General features: G+C 69.0%; 15 protein-coding genes. 5 read left to right on the top strand and 10 right to left on the bottom strand.

Annotated features, from left to right (window positions below):
- Positions 1-54: 54 nt before the first annotated feature.
- Positions 55-954 (top strand): lipid A hydroxylase LpxO, encoded by a 900-nt coding sequence (lpxO, locus tag LK409_RS06465; protein ID WP_023995005.1) that lies wholly within the window; start codon positions 55-57, stop codon positions 952-954.
- Between the two features lie 132 nt (positions 955-1,086).
- On the opposite strand, the gene hrpA is transcribed toward lpxO, so the two are convergent.
- On the bottom strand, positions 1,087-4,971 hold the full coding sequence (hrpA, locus tag LK409_RS06460; RefSeq protein WP_041937163.1) for an ATP-dependent RNA helicase HrpA: 3,885 nt from the start codon (positions 4,969-4,971) through the stop codon (positions 1,087-1,089).
- 130 nt (positions 4,972-5,101) lie between these two features.
- On the opposite strand from hrpA, the gene argA reads away from it, so the two are divergent.
- From argA to LK409_RS06445, 3 genes are all read left to right on the top strand, one after another.
- Positions 5,102-6,505, top strand: a complete 1,404-nt coding sequence (gene argA / locus LK409_RS06455) for an amino-acid N-acetyltransferase (protein WP_010928160.1) — start codon at positions 5,102-5,104, stop codon at positions 6,503-6,505.
- Between the two features lie 73 nt (positions 6,506-6,578).
- Positions 6,579-6,851, top strand: a complete 273-nt coding sequence (locus LK409_RS06450) for an oxidative damage protection protein (RefSeq protein WP_003813239.1) — start codon at positions 6,579-6,581, stop codon at positions 6,849-6,851.
- 53 nt (positions 6,852-6,904) lie between these two features.
- Positions 6,905-8,788: an alkaline phosphatase family protein gene (locus LK409_RS06445; protein WP_010928159.1), complete on the top strand. Its 1,884-nt coding sequence runs from the start codon at positions 6,905-6,907 to the stop codon at positions 8,786-8,788.
- A 13-nt stretch (positions 8,789-8,801) separates the two neighbouring features.
- Here LK409_RS06445 and phoU read toward each other — a convergent pair whose 3' ends face one another.
- The 4 genes from phoU to rmuC all read right to left on the bottom strand — a co-directional run bounded on the left by phoU (position 8,802) and on the right by rmuC (position 13,623).
- Positions 8,802-9,581 carry a phosphate signaling complex protein PhoU gene (gene phoU / locus LK409_RS06440; protein WP_003813242.1) on the bottom strand — a complete coding sequence of 260 codons (780 nt, stop codon included), beginning with the start codon at positions 9,579-9,581 and terminating at the stop codon, positions 8,802-8,804.
- Between the two features lie 154 nt (positions 9,582-9,735).
- Entirely contained in the window at positions 9,736-10,416 is a 681-nt protein-coding gene (gene rpiA, locus LK409_RS06435; RefSeq protein ID WP_003813244.1) for a ribose-5-phosphate isomerase RpiA, read from the bottom strand.
- 53 nt (positions 10,417-10,469) lie between these two features.
- Positions 10,470-12,128 carry an isovaleryl-CoA dehydrogenase gene (locus LK409_RS06430; RefSeq protein ID WP_003813245.1) on the bottom strand — a complete coding sequence of 553 codons (1,659 nt, stop codon included), beginning with the start codon at positions 12,126-12,128 and terminating at the stop codon, positions 10,470-10,472.
- 79 nt (positions 12,129-12,207) lie between these two features.
- Positions 12,208-13,623 (bottom strand): DNA recombination protein RmuC, encoded by a 1,416-nt coding sequence (gene rmuC / locus LK409_RS06425; protein WP_010928157.1) that lies wholly within the window; start codon positions 13,621-13,623, stop codon positions 12,208-12,210.
- Between the two features lie 77 nt (positions 13,624-13,700).
- Here rmuC and LK409_RS06420 point away from each other — a divergent pair, with 77 nt between their 5' ends.
- Positions 13,701-14,408: a PhoP regulatory network YrbL family protein gene (locus LK409_RS06420; protein ID WP_003813249.1), complete on the top strand. Its 708-nt coding sequence runs from the start codon at positions 13,701-13,703 to the stop codon at positions 14,406-14,408.
- Positions 14,409-14,415: 7 nt separating this feature from the next.
- Here LK409_RS06420 and LK409_RS06415 read toward each other — a convergent pair whose 3' ends face one another.
- From LK409_RS06415 to LK409_RS06395, 5 genes are read right to left on the bottom strand one after another with little or no spacing between them, the layout of a single operon-like run.
- A complete protein-coding gene (locus LK409_RS06415) occupies positions 14,416-15,132 on the bottom strand; it encodes a DNA-3-methyladenine glycosylase (RefSeq protein WP_003813251.1) in 717 nt (238 codons plus the stop codon).
- A gap of 4 nt (positions 15,133-15,136) precedes the next feature.
- On the bottom strand, positions 15,137-15,493 hold the full coding sequence (locus LK409_RS06410) for an arsenate reductase (protein ID WP_003813253.1): 357 nt from the start codon (positions 15,491-15,493) through the stop codon (positions 15,137-15,139).
- A complete protein-coding gene (locus tag LK409_RS06405) occupies positions 15,490-16,299 on the bottom strand; it encodes an ABC transporter permease subunit (RefSeq protein ID WP_010928156.1) in 810 nt (269 codons plus the stop codon). The genes LK409_RS06410 and LK409_RS06405 overlap by 4 nt, the downstream gene beginning before the upstream one ends.
- Entirely contained in the window at positions 16,296-17,210 is a 915-nt protein-coding gene (locus LK409_RS06400) for an ABC transporter permease subunit (protein WP_003813258.1), read from the bottom strand. Before LK409_RS06400 ends, LK409_RS06405 begins: the two co-directional genes overlap by 4 nt.
- Positions 17,207-18,334 (bottom strand): ABC transporter ATP-binding protein, encoded by a 1,128-nt coding sequence (locus LK409_RS06395; protein WP_010928155.1) that lies wholly within the window; start codon positions 18,332-18,334, stop codon positions 17,207-17,209. The genes LK409_RS06400 and LK409_RS06395 overlap by 4 nt, the downstream gene beginning before the upstream one ends.
- Positions 18,335-18,340 lie beyond the last annotated feature (6 nt).

Genomic DNA, 18,340 nt, shown 5'->3' with positions numbered 1-18,340 from the left:
ATACCTGATTACCGATTTATCCCACGGATGCCGCAACGGCGTCCTCTGCGCACCATGAAATGGCTGATCCCGGGCCTATGGCTGGCCTCTATCCTGTTTGCCCACTTCCGCGGCCGCGTGCGGCTGTCGCTGTCGCGCCAGATGCTGGACCACTCCGTGCTGCTGGCGCCGGTCAATGCCTTCATGGTGCTGACCTCGCGCGTGCCCACCACCCCGTACCTGACCACCAGCGAAATCCCCGAGCTGAAGGTGCTGGACGACAACTGGGAAACCATTCGCGATGAAGCCCTGAAAATGGCCGAGCTGCGCCGCATCAAGGCCGCCGAGCGCCATGACGACATCGGCTTCAACTCGTTCTTCAAATATGGCTGGAAACGCTTCTACCTGAAGTGGTACGACGCCCGCCACCCCTCCGCCGAGGAGCTCTGCCCCAAGACCGTGGCCATCCTCAAGAGCCTGCCCAAGGTCAAGGCGGCCATGTTCGCCGAGCTGCCGCCGGGCGGCAAGCTGAACCCGCACCGCGACCCTTTCTCGGGATCGCTGCGCTACCACCTGGGCCTGGCCACGCCCAACGACGACCGCTGCTACATCGCCGTCGACGGCGAAAGCTACAGCTGGCGCGATGGCGAAAGCGTGGTGTTCGACGAAACCTATGTGCACGAAGCGCACAACAAGAGCGAAGGCAACCGCATCATCCTGTTCTGCGACGTCGAGCGTCCGCTCAAATGGCGCTGGGCCGAGGCCTTCAACCGCTGGTTCGGCCGCGTGGTCATGTCGGCCGCCAGCTCGCCCAACGACGCCGGCGACCAGACCGGCGCCATCAACAAGCTGACCCACGCGCACTGGGTCATCGACCAGAAGCGCAAGCAGTTCAAGGCCTGGAACCGCACCGTCTACAAAGCCACCAAGTGGGGCCTGATCGCCCTGGTGGCCATCGGCTTCCTGGCACTCTAACCACCCGGGTGCCTGTCCCCGCAGGGGGACTGGCACCCGCTGACTTGGCGCCTGTCCCCGCAGCGGGACTGGCACCCGCAAACTCTCGGGATGCCTGTCCCCGCGGGGACAGGCACCCGTGGGACAGCCCCCCTACCGCCGCAACGACTCCCAGGCCTTCATCAGGCGCTTGACCGAGACCGGCATGGGGGTGCGCAATTCCTGGGCGAACAGGGCGACCCGCAGTTCTTCCAGCAGCCAGCGGAATTCGTCCAGGCGCGGATCGGGCGCGCCCTTGAGCGCGCTGCGCGCGCGCTGGTACTGGGTGAGGATGGGCGCCATCTCGCCCATCAGGCGGGCGTCGCGCGCCGGATCGGCGCGCAGCTTGTCGATGCGCGCCACCGCCGCCTTGAGATAGCGCGGATAGTGCGCCAGCTGCGCGTAAGGCGTGTCGCGCACGAACCATTTCGGCATCAGCACGCCCAGTTGCTGCTGCAGGTCGGCGTAGGCCGCCGCGTGCGGCCTGGCCTGCGGCAGCTTGCGCTGCAGGGCGCCGTATTCGGCCAGGATGGCGTGCGCCATGCGCGCCACCTCCTGCGCCAGCAAACCCAGCCTGCCCTTGCCCTCCTGGCGGCGCGCCTCGAACTGCTGCTCATTGACCGGCCAGGGCTCGGCCAGGCAGGCCTGCGCCAGCGCGCAATCGATGATCTGGTCGCGCAGCTCTTCCTGCGTGCCCAGGGCCATGTACAGCATGCTCATCTTCGTCAGGTCGGCCAGGTTCTTTTCCAGGAACTTGACCTGCTCGCGCAAGGCCAGCCGGAACAGCCGCAGCAGGCCGGCACGATGGTGGCGGCGCGCCTCGTCGGGATCGTCGAACACGTCGAGATCGCAATGCGCGCCCCGATCGACCAGCGCCGGGTAGCCGATGACGGACTGCCCGCCGCGCTTGATCTCCATGATCTCGGGCAAGGGGCCGAACGACCAGGACGTCAGGTTTTCGTGCGCCAGCGCTTGCGCCACGTCCGAATCGCGCGCCGCCAGTTGCTGGAAGGTCGCCTGGGCCTGCTTGCCCAATTCGGCCTTGAGCTGCGCCAGATTGCGCCCGGCGGCCAGCATCCGGCCATGCTCGTCGACCACCTTGAAGTTCATGAACAGGTGCGCCGGCAGCGTTTCCAGCTTGAAGTCGCCGGGCGCCGGGCGCACCTGTACCTGGTCCCACATGTCGGCGATCAGCGCATCGACCAGGCCCTGCTGGGGGTCGGCCTGGCGCTCGTACCAGCGTTCGTAGAAGCCCGCCGCGTAGTCGGGCAGCGGCACGCAATGGCGGCGCAGCTTCTGCGGCAGCGACTTGAGCAGCAGGTGGGCTTTTTCCTTGAGCATGCCCGGCACCAGCCATTCGCAGCGCTGCGCGTCGAGCTGGTTGAGCGCGAACAGGGGCACCGACAGCGTGACGCCGTCGCGCGGCGAGCCCGGCTCGAAGTGATAGTCCAGCGGCATCGCCACGCCCTGCCACTCGACTTTCTTGGGAAACACGTCGGTGGTCACGCCGGCCGCCTCGTGGCGCATCAGTTCGTCGCGCGTAAGCAGCAGGCGCGCGGCGGCGGCCTTGTCCAGCCCGTTTACCCACTTTTCCAGGCTGGCGGTCTGCGAAATGTCGGCCGGCAACTGGCGGTCGTAGAACGCGTAGATCAGCTCGTCGTCGACCAGGATGTCGGGCCGGCGCGTTTGGTGCTCCAGCTTCTCGATGCCGGCGATCAGCTTGCGGTTGTGCGCCACGAACGGCAGCCGGGTGTCGATCTCGCCGGGCACCAGGGCCTGGCGGATGAACAGTTCGCGGGCGTGCTGCGGGTTGATGCGGCCGTAGTGCACCCGCCGGCCGTTGTACACCAGCAGGCCATACAGGGTGGCGCGCTCGTTGGCGACCACCTGCCCGGCTTTTTTCTCCCAGCGCGGGTCGGACCAGTTGCGGCGCAGCAGGTGCGCGGCGGCGCGCTCCAGCCATACCGGCTCGATGCGCGCCACGCAGCGCGCGTAAAGGCGCGTGGTTTCCACCAGTTCGGCGGCGACGATCCAGCGCCCGGCCTTCTTGACCAGGCGCGAGCCGGGATGGATGTGGAAACGGATCTCGCGCGCGCCGTGGTACTGGCCGCCCTCTTCGCCCTTGAAACCGATATTGCCCAGCAAGCCCGACAGCAGCGCCATGTGCAGCTGCTCGTAGGTGGCCTCGCTCTGGTTCAGGCGCCAGCCCTGCTCGCCCACCAGCGCGGCCAACTGGGTATGCACGTCGTGCCATTCGCGCAGGCGCACCGGCGACAGGAAGTTCTGGCGCAGCAGCGCCACCAGCTTGCGCTGCGATGCCTTGTGCTGCACCTGCTCGCCATACCAGCGCCACAGCTTCAGGAACGACAGGAATTCGGACTTGTCGTCGGCGAACTTGGCGTGCGCGCTTTCGGCCGCCTCGCGCTCGGCCATCGGGCGGTCGCGCGGATCCTGCACCGACAATGCGGCGGCGATGATGAGCATCTCGGCCAGGCACTGCTGTTCGCGCGCGGCCAGGATCATGCGGCCGATGCGCGGGTCCACCGGCAGCTTGGCCAGCTCCTGGCCGGTGCGGGTCAGGCGAAACGCCGCGCCGCCACCGCCCGCCTCGGCGGCCTCGCCGTCGCCGGCCAGCTCGATGGCGCCCAGCTCCTGCAGCAGGTGGTAGCCATCGGCCACGGCGCGCCCCGGCGGCGCCTCGACGAACGGAAACTGCTCGATGTCGTCCAGCTTGAGCGACTTCATGCGCAGGATCACCGACGCCAGCGAGGAACGCAGCACCTCCGGGTCGGTGAACGGCGCGCGGGCGTTGAAATCGGTCTCGTCGTAGAGGCGGATGCACAGGCCCGGGCCGATCCGGCCGCAACGGCCGGCGCGCTGGTTGGCCGAGGCGCGGCTGACCGGCTCGATGCGCAACTGTTCGACCTTGTTGCGCCAGGAGTAGCGCTTGACGCGCGCCAGCCCGCTGTCGACCACGAAGCGGATGCCCGGCACGGTCAGCGAGGTTTCGGCCACGTTGGTGGCCAGCACCACCCGCCGCGCATTGCCGCTCGGGTGGAAGATCTGTTCCTGCTCGGCCTGCGACAGCCGCGCATACAGCGGCAGCACTTCGGTGCCGACCGGATGGCGTTTGCGCAGCGCCTCGGCCGACTCGCGGATTTCGCGCTCGCCCGGCAGGAACACCAGCACGTCGCCGGGACCGTGGCGCGCGCACTCGTCGACCGCGTCGACGATGGCGTCGATCAGGTCGCGCTCTTCGTCGCCGGCGCTGCGTTCACGCCCGCCCTTGGCGGGCGCGGCGGCCGCTTCGTCGGACATGGGCGGCTGCACCGGGCGGTAGCGCACTTCCACCGGATACAGGCGCCCCGACACCTCGATGACGGGCGCCGGACGCTCGGGGCCGGCGGCGAAATGCCGCGCGAAACGCTCGGCGTCGATAGTGGCCGAGGTGATGATGACTTTCAGGTCGGGCCGGCGCGGCAGCAGCTGCTTGAGGTAGCCGAGCAGGAAGTCGATGTTCAGGCTGCGCTCGTGCGCCTCGTCGATGATGATGGTGTCGTAGCGGCGCAGCAGCGGATCGCGCTGCGACTCGGCCAGCAGAATGCCGTCGGTCATCAGCTTGATCGAGGCGTTCGGGCCGGTGCGGTCGTTGAAGCGCACCTGGTACCCCACCACTTCGCCCATCGGCGTGCGCAGCTCTTCGGCGATGCGCTTGGCCACCGAGGTGGCCGCCAGGCGGCGGGGCTGGGTATGGCCGATCATCTTGCGCCGGCCGCGCCCCAGCTCCAGGCAGATCTTGGGCAGCTGGGTCGTCTTGCCCGACCCCGTCTCGCCGCTGACGATGACCACCTGGTGGGCGGCGATGGCACGCGCGATTTCCTGGCGCCGCGCGCTGACCGGCAGGTCTTCGGGATAGGAAATCGCGGGGATGGGCCGCTCGGGGCGCGGCTCGGAGCGCGCGGCGGCCGCGCGCTCGGGCGGACGGGAGGCTTCTGGCATTGACGAAATATCCGTTGAACCCGGCATTATAGGAGGCGCCGGCCAACCGGAAACCCGCGCGCGCCCTGCCGCCGGCGCGCGCCGGCCATATAATTTCCGCTGGCCGCATCAGCGCGGCTGACCGGCGGCCATGCAAGACCGCTGCCCGCACCAAGACCACAGGAGTATTCCGACCATCATGCCCGATCTGGAACCAGACACCGTCTCCGCGCTCGAAGCCCCCGAATTCGCCCCCGCGCAATTCGTCCGATGGTTCCGCGAAGTGGCGCCCTACGTGCATGCGTTCCGAGGCAAGACCTTCGTGGTGGCGTTCGGCGGCGAGCTGGTGCAGGCCGGCGCCCTCAATGTCCTGGTGCAGGACCTCTCCCTGCTGTCGGCCCTGGGCATCCACCTGGTGCTGGTGCACGGCTCGCGCCCGCAGGTCAATGAACAGCTGCGCCTGAAGGGCTACACCCAGCAGTTCGGCCGGGGCCTGGCGCCCACCGACCCGGCCGCGCTGGAATGCGCCAAGGAGGCGGCCGGCGAGATCCGCCTGGACATCGAGGCCGCCTTCAGCCAGGGCCTGCCCAACACGCCGATGTCGCATTCGCACATCCGCGTCCTGTCGGGCAACTTCGTCACCGCCCGGCCCACCGGCGTGGTGGACGGCATCGACTACAAGCACACCGGCCAGGTGCGCAAGATCGATGTCGACGCGCTCAAGTTCGCCATCGAGCAGGGCTCGGTGGTGCTGCTCTCGCCGCTGGGCTTCTCGCCCACCGGCGACGCCTTCAACCTGGCCATGGAAGACCTGGCCACCAGCGTGGCGGTGGCCCTGCGCGCCGAGAAACTGATCTTCCTGTCCGGCGAGCCCGGCGTGCTCGACGGCAACGGCGCCGTCGACACCGAGCTGGCGCGCGTGGATGCCGACGCCCTGCTGGCGCGCGGGGAACTGGACGAGGACACCACCTACTTCCTGCAGCATGCCTCGCTGGCCGTCAAGCGCGGCGTGGCGCGCGCCCACCTGGTGCCCTACGCGCTGGACGGCAGCGTGCTGCTGGAGATCTTCACCCACGACGGCGTGGGCACCATGGTGGTCGAGGACACGCTGGACGACCTGCGCGCAGCCACGCTCGACGACGTGGGCGCCATCCTCAGCCTGATCGAACCGCTGGAAACCGACGGCACCCTGGTGCCGCGCCCGCGCAGCGCCATCGAGCGCGACGTGGAACGCTTCACCGTGCTCGAGCACGATGGCGTGATCTACGGCTGTGCCGCGCTGTATCCGTTCCCCGAGGACCAGATGGCCGAGATGGCCTGCCTGATCGTGCACCCCGAATGGCAGGGCTCCGGCGAAGGCGAGATCCTGCTGCGCCACATGGAGTCGCGCGCCCGCGCCAGCGGCGCGCGCCGCCTGTTCGTGCTGACCACCCGCACTTCGCACTGGTTCATGAAACGCGGCTTCGTACGCGGCGGCGTCGCCGACCTGCCGCGCGACAAGCAGAACAATTACAACCGCTCGCGCAACAGCCTGGTTTTCATCAAGAAACTGTAACCAGCCGGCTTGCCGCCGCGCGCGGCGGCAAGCCGGCTAAAATGGCCTGTTCGCAACTTACCGGCAGCAAACCATGTCCCGTATCGTCAACTGTGTGAAACTCAAGCGCGAAGCCGAAGGGCTGGACTTCCCTCCGTACCCGGGCGAACTGGGCACCCGCATCTGGCAACAGATCTCCAAGGAGGCCTGGGAAGAGTGGAAGCAGATCCAGACGCGCCTGGTCAACGAGAACCGCCTCAACCTGGCCGACGCGCGCGCGCGCAAGTACCTGCAGCAGCAGATGGAACGTTTCCTGTTCGAGGACGGCACCGTCGAGGCGCAGGGCTATGTCCCGCCCTCGGCCTGAGCGCGTCGCGCGTTCGCCTCATCGCAACCGGCCGGCAGGCCGGTTTTTCATTGATGCCCGCCGCTACCGATCCTGACATCGCCGCCCTGGTCGCGCGCGCCGCCGCCGTGGCCCCCGAGCGCCGCAGCGGCACGCTGCGCGACCTCGACCACATCGTCATCCTGATGCAGGAGAACCGCGGCTTCGACCACTACTACGGCGCCCTGCCCGGCGCGCGCGGCCGGGCCGACCCGCACCGCGCGCCCACGCCCGACGGCGACGTGTTCGTCCAGGCGCACGCCGGCCAGCGCCTGGCGCCCTATCCGCTGGCGCCCGCGCTGCCGCCCGGCCAGCCGCTGGGCCACCTGACGCCGCACACCTGGGACGATGCCCAGCGCGCCTGGAACGACGGCCGCATGGACCAGTGGCTGGCGGCCAAGGGCCGGCTGGGAATGGGCTACTACCGCCCGGAGGAACTGCCGCTGCAGACCGCGCTGGCGCGCGCCTTCACGCTGTGCGAGGCCTACCACTGTTCGATGCACGCCGGCACCAACCCCAATCGCCTGTTTCTGTGGACCGGCACCAACGATCCGCACGGCCAGGCCGGCGGCCCGGCGCTGGTCAACACCCATGACCGGCCCGGACCGGCGCACGAAGGCTACGCGTGGACGACCTACCCCGAACGCCTGCAGGCCGCCGGCGTGGACTGGGCGATCTACCAGGACATGGCGGACAACTACCACGACAATCCGCTGGCCGGCTTTCGGCAGTACCGCGCCGAACTGGCCGGCGGCGCGGCCCGGGCGCCGCTGCGCGAGCGCGCCCTGAGCACCCGCACCCTGGCGGCGCTGGCCGAGGACGCGGCCAATGGCCGCCTGCCGCAGGTGGCGTGGATCATCGCGCCCGCCGCGGACTCCGAGCACCCGGAAGTGTCCAGCCCGGCGCAGGGCGCCGCCTTCAGCGCCCGCGTGCTCGACATCCTGACGCGCGACCCGGCGCTCTGGCGACGCTGCGCGCTGCTGCTCACCTACGACGAGAACGACTGCTTTTTCGACCACATGCCGCCGCCCGCGCCGCCCGGCGCGGCGGGCGGCGGCAGCACCGCGGACACCGCGGGCGAATACCACCAGGCGCGCGGCGGCCCTTCGGCCGGCACCCCCGACGACCCGCGCGCGCTGCATGGGCGCGCCTATGGCCTGGGGCCGCGCGTGCCCATGCTGGTGGTCTCGCCGTTCAGCCGCGGCGGCTGGCTCGATGCGCGCGTCTATGACCATACCTCGGTCATCCGCCTGCTGGAGTCGCGCTTTGGCGTGGCCGAGCCCAACATCAGCCCATGGCGGCGCGCCGTCTGCGGCGACCTGAGCCACGCCTTCGATTTCACCGGCGCGCAGGACCAGGCGGGCGCGCCAGGACCGCGCAGCCGGCCTTCGCCCTATGCGTGCCATGTCGAAGCCTGGGCGGCCGATGGCCGCCAGCGGGTGCGCATGGCCAACCCGGGCCACGCCACGCTGGTGCTGCACGTGTACGACTGCCTGCGGCTGGCGCAGGGTCCGCGCCGCTACACCATCGAACCGGGCCGGCAATGGGAAGACAGCTGGCCGGATGCCGGCGCAGACCTGGCCTGCGACCTGTGGATACTGGGGCCGGACGGATTCCATCGCCACATCCGCCGCCACGGGGCCGCCGCGCCGCTGGCGGCGGCCTGGCGCGACCAGCCGCCCGCCCTGTTGCTGGAAAACCGGGGTGCGCAAGCCCTGCAGGCGCGGATTGAATCGGCCTATGGCGAGGCGCCCGCGCTGCTGCGGCTGGCGCCGGGCGAGCAGGCCGCCTGGCCATATGAACCATCGGCCAGCCGCGGCTGGTACGACCTGACGGCGAGCGCCGCGGGGCAGTCGTTGCGGCTGGCCGGCCGCACGCGCGCCGCGGGGCCGGGCCGGCCCGACCCGCGCCTGGGTTGACGCGCCCTGCGGCTTACTGCGGGACTTCCGGGGTGGACGCCGGCGTTTCGGCGTTGCCGGCTTTCTCGGCCTTGTCGGCCTTCTCGATGGCTTCTTCGCCGCGCGCCAGGCGCTCGGTGTTCTTGACCCCGGTGTGGCGCACATCGGCGCCCTTGACCATGTAGATCACCCGCTCGGCCATGTTCTTGGCATGGTCGCCGATGCGCTCGAGCGCGCGGGCGATGAAGATCATGTCGATGGCGCGCGAAATGGTGCGCGGGTCTTCCATCATGTAGGTGATCAGGTTGCGCAGCGCCGCCTTCCATTCCTTGTCGACTTCCTTGTCGCTGCGCACGACCTGCGCGGCCAGGATCGGATCCAGGCGCGCGAAGGCGTCCAGCGCTTGGCGCAGCATATTGCCCACGTTCACGGCCATGTGGCGCAGTTCGATCAGGGGAATGTGACGCTGGTCGTTCTCGTACATGCGGCGCACGGCGGTGGCGATCTTCTCGGCCTCGTCGCCCGAGCGCTCCATGTCGGTCAGCATCTTGGAGACGGCCAGCAAGGTGCGCAGGTCGATTGCGGTGGGCTGGTGGCGCGCCAGGATCAGGCTGATGCGCTCGTCGATCTCGACTTCGTGCCGGTTGACCTCTTTCTCGCGCTCGCGCACCTTCTCGACCATGCTCATGTCGCCGGCCGGAATGGCTTCGACCGCTTCGTGGATCATGGCCTCGACGATTCCGCCCATCTGGAGGAACTGCGACCGCACGTGCTGCAGGTCTGCGTCGAATTGTTTGTTGGTGTGCTCCGTCATCCGGACTCCCTGCGTGGTTGGTCTCATCTGTAGTGCCCCTGAAAACGCGGTTGCGCAGAGGGCTGCCCGACCCGCAAGGTTATGACCCGACTATGACAGGATTATGAATCCCCCCCGGAAGACCGGCAAGCCGGCCCCGGGAAGGCGCGCCGGGTCAGCCGCGGCGCTCCAGGCGGCGGATGCCGTCCTGGGTGGCCAGCAGCGCCACATCGGCGCCGGCCAGGGCGAACAGGCCGCAGGTCACCACGCCCGGAATGTCGTTGATGGTCTTCTCCAGCCCCGGCGCGTCGGCGATCGACAGGCCGGCCACGTCCAGGATGATGTTGCCATTGTCGGTAACGAAGCCTTCGCGCAGCGCCGGCTGGCCGCCCAGCCGGCTCAAGCCGCGCGCCACGGCGTTGCGCGCCATGGGAATGACCTCCACCGGCAGCGGAAAGCGGCCCAGCCGCTCGACCAGCTTGGACTCGTCGGCGATGCAGATGTAGCGCCGGGCCACCGAGGCCACGATCTTCTCGCGCGTCAGCGCGCCGCCGCCGCCCTTGATCATGTGCAGGTTGGGATCGATCTCGTCGGCGCCGTCCACGTAGATCGGCATGCTCTGGACATCGTTGAGGTCCAGCACCGCCAGGCCGTGGCCGGCCAGCCGCGCCGCGCTGCGCTCGGAACTGGCCACCGTGCCGCGCAGCCTGCCCTTGAAGCGAGCCAGGCCATCGATGAACAGATCGGCGGTCGAGCCGGTGCCCACGCCGATGATCACGTCCGGCCCGGCTACCTGTTCGACCAATTCGAGGGCCGCGTCGGCGGCTTGTTGCTTGAGTTCTTGCTGAGTAAGCATGGCGATTGCGAGTATGAGCGCGGCAGGCGCGCGAAACCTTGAAGGCCGGAAATTTAGCAGATACCGGGCCAGGCGCGGGCCAGAATCGGGGCCGGATCGTCGATCGGCGCGGCCCCGACGATGCCCGCGGGCGCGTGCAGGCGCGTGGCGGCAAAGGCCGCGCCCACCGGGGCGGGCGCGTGGCGAATCAGCAAGGCAGCCTGCCAGAGCGTGGCCAGCCCGGCGGCCACGCGGCGCGCCAGGGCCTGCGGGACCGAGTCCGGCTGCGCCACCAGCGCCAGCCAGTCGTCCAGCGCCTGGTCGTACGCGGGCACCACGCCGCGCGCGCGGTCCAGCTCGTCGCGCAGGCCCGGCAGCGCCTCGGCCTCGCGCGCCAGGCCGCGCAGCACGTCCAGCGCCATGACATTGCCCGAGCCCTCCCAGATCGAATTGACCGGCGCCTCGCGGTACAGCCGCGCCAGCGGCGCTTCCTCGACGTAGCCGTTGCCGCCCAGCACTTCCATGCATTCGCCCAGCGCGGCGATGGCGCGCTTGCAGACCCATAGCTTGGCCGCCGGCGTACCCACGCGCACCAAGGCGCGCGCGACCGGGTCGGCACGCTCGTCCACGGCGCGCGCCAGCCGCAACGCCAGCACGGTCGCCGCCTCGCTCTCCAGCGCCAGGTCGGCCAGCAGCACCCGCATCAATGGCTGCGCCAGCAGGGCAGTCCCGAAAGCCTGGCGCTGCGCGGCGTGATGCAGGGCCTGCGCCACCGCCTGGCGCAACAGCGCCGCACTGCCCAGCACGCAATCCAGCCGCGTGGTCGCGGCCATCTCCAGCAATACCGCGGTCCCGCGCCCCGGCTCGCCCAGCATGGCGCCCCAGGCCTGCTCGAACTCCACTTCGGCGCTGGCGTTGCTGCGATTGCCCAGCTTGTCCTTCAGGCGGCGCAGGCGCACGGCATTGCGCGGCCCATCGGGCACCCAGCGCGGCACGAAGAAGCAACCCAGCCCTTCGTCGGTACGCGCCAGCACCAGGTGCGCATCGGCGTGCGGCACCGACAGGAACCATTTATGGCCGGTCAGCAGGTAGGCCTGGCCGCGCCCGGGCGCACCGACCGGCTCGGCGCGCGTGGCCACCGAGCGCAGGTCCGAACCGCCTTGCTTCTCGGTCAGGCCCATGCCGATCAGGGCGCCGCGCTTGCGGCCGATGGGCGCGTCGCTGGCGTCGAACTCGCGCGAATACAGGACGTCGAGCCAGTCGCGCCCGTAGTCGATGACGCCGGCCGGCTCGCGCGCCAGCAAGGGCACCGCGGCGTGGGTCATGGTGGTGGGACACAGGGTGCCGGCCTCCACCTGGCCTTGCATCAGGTAGGCGGCCGCGCGCGCCACGTGCGCGCCCGGCACGGGCTGCGCCCAGGCCCTGCTGTGCAGCCCGCGCGCCACGATGCCGGTCATCAGCGCGTTCCAGGCCGGATGAAAGGCGACCTTGTCCTGCCGGTGGCCGGTCGGGTCATAGGCCAGCAGGCGCGGCGAATTGCGATTGGCCTCGGCGGCGGCCTCCAGCGTCTGGGCCCGGCCCAGCCATGCGCCGTGCTCGCGCAACTCGGACTCGAAGGCCGCGGCGCCCTCGCGCCGCACGGCCTGCTGCAGCACCGGATCGGTCTCGTACAGCGAATAATCTTCCAGCGGTGCGACCTGGTTGGTCACCTGGTGCGTAAGGAACGGTTGCATGGCGCCTCCGGCCTTGGCGGCGAAAGAATTGGGCGGACCGCCCGCCCCGCCGGGGGCTCTCCGCCCCCGCGCCTGCTCCTCAGGATGGGGAGCCCTGGTCAGCCCCTAGTGTATCGGGTTCGTCGCCCAGCAGCCGGGCCGCCTCGGCCTCCGGCAGGGCCTCGACCGTCCTGAGGTTGCGCAGCATGGCGCGCGTGCGCACCTCGGTCTGGCCGATCCTGTTGCTGGCGGTGTCCAGGATTTTCTTGACCGTGGCCAGCGATTCGCCGAACTTGGCGAACTCGGTCTTGACCGCGCGCAGCACCTGCCACACCTCGAACGAGCGGCGCTCGATCGCCAGGGTGCGGAAACCCATCTGCAGGCTGTTGAGCAAGGCCGCCAGATTGGCGGGGCCGGCCACGTTCACGCGCAGGCCGTGCAGCTTGTCCAGCAATCCGGGCCGGCGCAGCACTTCCGCGTACAGGCCTTCGGTGGGCAGGAACATGATGGCGAAGTCGGTCGTGTGGGGCGGCGCCACGTACTTGGACGCGATGAGCCGCGCCTGCGTCTCCACGGCCTTGGCCAGCGCCGCGCCGGCGGCGCGGGCGGCCTCCTGCTCGGCCGCATCCTGGGCGTCCATCAGGCGCTCGTATTCTTCCTTGGGAAACTTGGCGTCGATGGGCAGCCACACCGGGCCGCCGCCCTCGTCCTTGCCCGGCAGGCGGATCGCGAACTCCACCACCGCATCGCTGCCGGGCACCGGCTTGACGTTGCGCGCGTATTGCTCGGGCGTCATGGCGTCTTCCATGAGCCGCGCCAGCTGCACCTCGCCCCAGGTGCCGCGCGATTTCACGTTGGTCAGCACCCGTTTCAGGTCGCCCACGCCGGCCGCCAGCGTCTGCATCTCGCCCAGGCCCTTGTGCACGGCCTCCAGGCGGTCCGACACCATCCGGAACGACTCGCCCAGGCGCTGCTCCAGCGTCGCGTGCAGCTTCTCGTCCACGGTACGGCGCATTTCCTCGAGCCGCGCGCCATTGTCCGCCTGCAAGGCCTGCAGGCGCTGGTCGACCACCTGGCGCACGTCCTGCATGCGGCGGTCATTCAGTTCGACCAAGCCCTGCAGGCGCTCGCCGAACTGGCTGGCGAAACGCGCCAGCGACTCGCCATGCTCGGCGCGGGCGGCGCGCGCGTCGCGCCCCAGCGTGGCGCGCAGCTCTTCCTGGCTTTGCGCCATCTCGGCGCGCAGCGCGCGCATCGACTCGGCCAGCTCGGCGCGCAACCCGCGCTGGCTCTCCGCCAGGTCGGCGCGCAGCCCCCGGTCCACGCGTTCCAGGCCATCGAGCAGCGCCTGCAGGCGCGCGTCGCCGCCCCGCCCGCGCAGCGCCAGCAGGCAGGCCAGCAGCGCGAACACCGCGGCCGCCACGGTTATCCAAGGCAGATAGGATTCCAAGCCAATCTCCACAAACCACGATTGTAGGAACAGGGGCCGGCTCACGCCAGGACACTGCTTAAGCAAGCCGGCGCAGGCTCACACCGGGCATACAAAAAAAGACTAACATTGCTCGCTGACTGTCATACCGATCCTTTTTTATCGTGCCCTGGCCCGACAACACCGCAGACCACAACACCCATCACGCGCCCTTGCCGGGCAGCGGCTACGCCGCCATGTTCGGCCCGCTGGACCTGAGCCAGGCGCGGCTGCTGGCCCAGGGCGGCGACCGGTACGTGTTCCAGCACCCGCACGAGCCCGCGCTGTTGGTCAAGGTCATGGACATGGAGGCGCGCGCCGTCTATCTGGAGGCGCGCCCGTTCAAGCGCTGGTACAAGCAATTCCAGCGGGAAAGCGCCTACCGCGTCTACCTGAACGAAATCACCGAATACGTCACCACCTCGACCAGCGCCTCGGGTGTCTGGCAGGTGCCGCTGGCGCGCATCGTGGGGCTGGCGCAGACCTCGCTGGGCCTGGGCCTGCTGGCCGAGAAAATCACCGACGCGGCCGGCAACATGGCGCCGACGGTCAGCGATCTGGTCAAGCGCGGCGAATTCGACACGGCGCTGGCCCAGCGCCTGGACCGGTTCTTCGAAGACCTGGCCGACGCCCACATCGTGATCCACGATATCTCGGCCAGCAATATCGCCTGTGGCCGCAATGCCGAAGGCCGCGAAGGCCTGTATCTGATCGACGGCTTCGGCGTGCTGCCGCTGATTCCCACCTATGCCTGGAGCCGGCGCCTGAACCGCAAGCGCATCATGCGCAAGTACGCGGAACTGCGCGCCCGCATGCCCGCCCCGGCGCCCTGAGCCGGCGCTACACGTACAGCGCGCCGTCGGGATCCACCCAATCGAAATCGCGCCCGGCCTGCTGGCCGCGACGCAAGGGATTGCGCGTGCAGAACGCCGCATAGGCCGGATCGACGTAGCGGTACGGCAGGTGCTCGTCGCGCCCGGCCGGGATGCCCAGCCGGGTGGTGCGGACCAGGCGGTCGAGCCGCACGCCCACGTCCTCGACGAAAAACCGCCGCGGGTCGAAGGCCTTGGCGTCCCATTGCGGCACTTTCAGCCCGAGCGCGCGGCACAGCAGGGTCTGGCCCGCGCACAGGCGCGCCGGCGGCCGGGGCTGGCCCTGCGCATCCGGGTTGAGCCGCTGCATGCAGGCCAGCGCGCGCGGCCCGGACACCTCGTCGACCCAGGGATGGCCCGATTTGATTAACACCGCATTACCGGGGCCGGCCGCGCTGAAATTGAGCGAATCGCCGCCGCGCGCGTAGTACATGTAGACCACGCCCCCGTCCATGAACAACGCGCGCCGCTTGTGGGTGTAGCCGAGCGAGGCGTGGCTGCCCTTCTCGGCCAGGTAATAGGCTTCCGTCTCGATGATGCGCGCCGACAGCCACAGGCCGTCCACGCGGTGGCGCACCACCTTGCCCAGCAGGTCGCGCGCGAGCTGCTGGGCGTCGCGGTTGAAGAAAGCGGCCGGCAGGGCCGGGCCCGGCTGCGGCCGGGCCGTGCGCGCAGGGGCCGGCATACGATCAGGCGAAGCGCTCGCCGTAGCGCTTTTCCGAGAAACCAACGGTCACCTCGCCGTCCGGCGTCACGGTAACGGGGCGGCGCACCAGCGCCGGGTACTCGGCGATCAGCGCGGTCCATTCGGCATCGCTGCGGGCCGCCTTGCGCTCGTCGGACAGCGCGCGCCAGGTCATGGACGTGCGGTTGACCAGCTTTTCCCAGCCGCCCACCTTGCCGGCCCATTGCTTGAGCGTGGCCGCCGGCACGGGATGGTCGCGATAATCGACAAAGTCATGCGCCACGCCGCGGGCCGCCAGCCAGTCGCGCGCCTTCACGCAGGTGCTGCACTTGTTCAGACCATACAGGGTGACTTGTTTCATCGGTTATCGGCCTCCTTGCGCCACTGCAACCGGTTGGCGATGATCACGCAGGTGCCGACCGCCAGGATGAACAGGGTGGCCAGCGCGTTGATCTCGGGCTTGAGCCCCAGGCGAACGCGCGAGAACACCTCCATCGGCAGGGTCGACGACCCCGGCCCCGACAGGAACGACGCGATCACCACATCGTCCAGCGAAAGCGTGAATGCCAGCAGCCAGGCCGACACCAGCGCCGGGGCGATCAGCGGCAGCGTGATCGCGAAAAATACCTTGATGGGCGTGGCGCCCAGATCGAGCGCGGCCTCTTCGAGCGAGCGGTCCATGTCGCGGATGCGCGACTGGACCACGACCGCCACGAACGCCATGCACAGCGTGACGTGGCCCACCCAGATGGTGAACACGCCGTTCTGCTCCGGCCAGCCCAGGTGGCCACGCATCTCGACGAACATCAGCAAGAGCGAGATGCCCAGCACGACCTCGGGAATGACCAGCGGCGCGCTGAGCATGCCCACGTACAGCGTGAAGCCGCGAAAGCGGCCCATGCGCCCCAGCACGTAGCCGGCCCAGGTGCCGATGATGGTGGCGGCGGTGGCCGTCAGGACGGCGATCTTGAACGACAGCCAGGCGGCGCGCAGCAAGGCGCTGTCCTCGAGCAGCAAGCCATACCAGCGCAGCGAGAATCCGGTCCAGGATGTCACCACCGGCGAATCGTTGAACGAGAAAACCATCAGGCTGATGATGGGCACGTACAGGAAGAAGTACCCGAGGCCCAGCACCAGCATCCGCAACGACTTGTTGGGCCCCTTCATCGGCGGCCTCCGCCGGCGAAATCCTGCTGCTTGATCTGGTTGTACTGGAACAGGGCCAGCGGCACCAGCAGCAACAGCACCATCACGCAGGTGACGGCCGAGGCCATCGGCCAATCGGTGTTGTTGAAGAACTCGTTCCACATGACACGCCCCATCATCAGGGTGTCGGCGCCGCCCAGCATTTCCGGGATGACGTACTCGCCCACCGACGGGATGAACACCAGCATGGCGCCGGCGATCACGCCCGGCCGCGACAATGGCACGGTGATGCGCCAGAACGCCTGCCACGGCCGCGCGCCCAGGTCGTAGGCGGCTTCGAGCAGGCGCAGGTCCATCTTCACCAGGTTGGCGTACAGCGGCAGGATGAAGAACGGCAGGTAGGCATAGACCAGGCCGATGTAGACGGCCAGGTCGGTACGGTATATTTCCAGCGGACTGGAAATCAGGCCCAGGCTCATCAGCAGCTTGTTCAGCAGGCCGTCGTTGCGCAGGATGCCCACCCACGCGTAGACGCGCAGCAGCAGCGAGGTCCAGAACGGCAGGATCACGGCCAGCAGCAGCAGATTGCGCAGCGCGGGCGCCGAACGCGCGATGTAGTAGGCGATCGGATAGCCGATGAGAATGCAGCACAGCGTGGTGATCGCCGCCATCTTGACCGAATTGAGGTAAGTGGCGACATACAGGCTGTCGGTGAACAGCAGGACATAGCCGCGCAGGTGCAGGCTGAGCTGCACGGCCTCGTCCTTGAACTCGGCCAGTGGCGTGTACGGCGGAATGCCGAACTGCAGCTCCGCGAAGCTGATCTTGAACACCAGCAGGAACGGCACCAGCAGGAACAGCACCAGCCAGGCGAACGGCGGCACGATGGCCACCGTGCGGCGCGATGGCCGCGGCAGGGCGAACCGCCTCATGACGAGAACACCGTCGCGCTATCGGCGTCCCAGCTGACGAAGACCTCCTCGTCGATGCCGGGCGCGTCCTGGCGCGCCAGTTGCAGGCTGGGGACGCTGGCCTCGACGATCTTGCCCGAGTCCAGGCGGATCTGGTAGAGGCCGTAGCTGCCCATCCAGGCCATGTGGGTGACCATGCCATGCGCCCAGTTGTGCTCGGCCTCGGGCTGCTCGCGCAGGACCACCAGCCGCTCGGGCCGGATCGATACGTGCACTTCCATGCCCAGCGGCTCGCTTACGCCGTGGCTGACGTACAGCGGCCGGGTCAGCTCGCCCGACTCGATGGCGACATGGTCGGGCTCGTCGACCACGATGGTGCCCGAGAACAGGTTGGTCGAGCCGATGAAGCCCGCCACGAAACGCGAATTCGGAAACTCGTAGACGTCCTGCGGGGTGCCGCACTGCACGATCTGGCCTTCGGTCATGACGGCCAGGCGGTGCGCCATGGTCATGGCCTCTTGCTGGTCGTGCGTCACCATGATGCAGGTCACGCCGACCTGCTGCAGGATCTTGACCAGCTCGATCTGCGTTTTCTGGCGGATCTGCTTGTCCAGCGCCGACATCGGCTCGTCGAGCAACAGCAGCTTGGGCCGCTTGACCAGGCTGCGCGCCAGCGCCACGCGCTGCTGCTGCCCGCCGGACAGCTGGTGCGGCTTGCGGCGCGCGTAGCCGGCCATCTGGACCAGGTCCAGCGCCTCGAACACGCGGTCATGGATCTCGGCGCGGTCCACCCCTTCCTGCTTCAGGCCGAAGGCCACGTTGGCCTCGACCGTCATGTGCGGAAACAGCGCGTACGACTGGAACATCATGTTCACCGGCCGGCGGTACGGCGGCACATTGGTGATGTCCTCGCCGTCGAGCAGGATCTGCCCCGAGGTGGCGTCCTCGAAGCCGGCCAGCATGCGCAGCAGCGTCGACTTGCCGCTGCCAGAGCTGCCCAGCAGCGCGAAGATCTCGTTGCGCCGTACGGACAGGTTGACCGACTGCACGGCCACCACGTCGCCGAAAATCTTGACGACGTCGGAGACCTTGACGAATTCGTCCGGATCGGCGGAATGCTGCGCCGAATAGCGGATGTCGCTCATGATGGC

It is taken from the genome of Bordetella parapertussis, assembly GCF_020735925.1.
Classification (GTDB): domain Bacteria; phylum Pseudomonadota; class Gammaproteobacteria; order Burkholderiales; family Burkholderiaceae_B; genus Bordetella; species Bordetella pertussis.
Note: the sequence above shows the minus strand (reverse complement) of the source record. Positions and strands in the feature narration are given on the sequence as shown.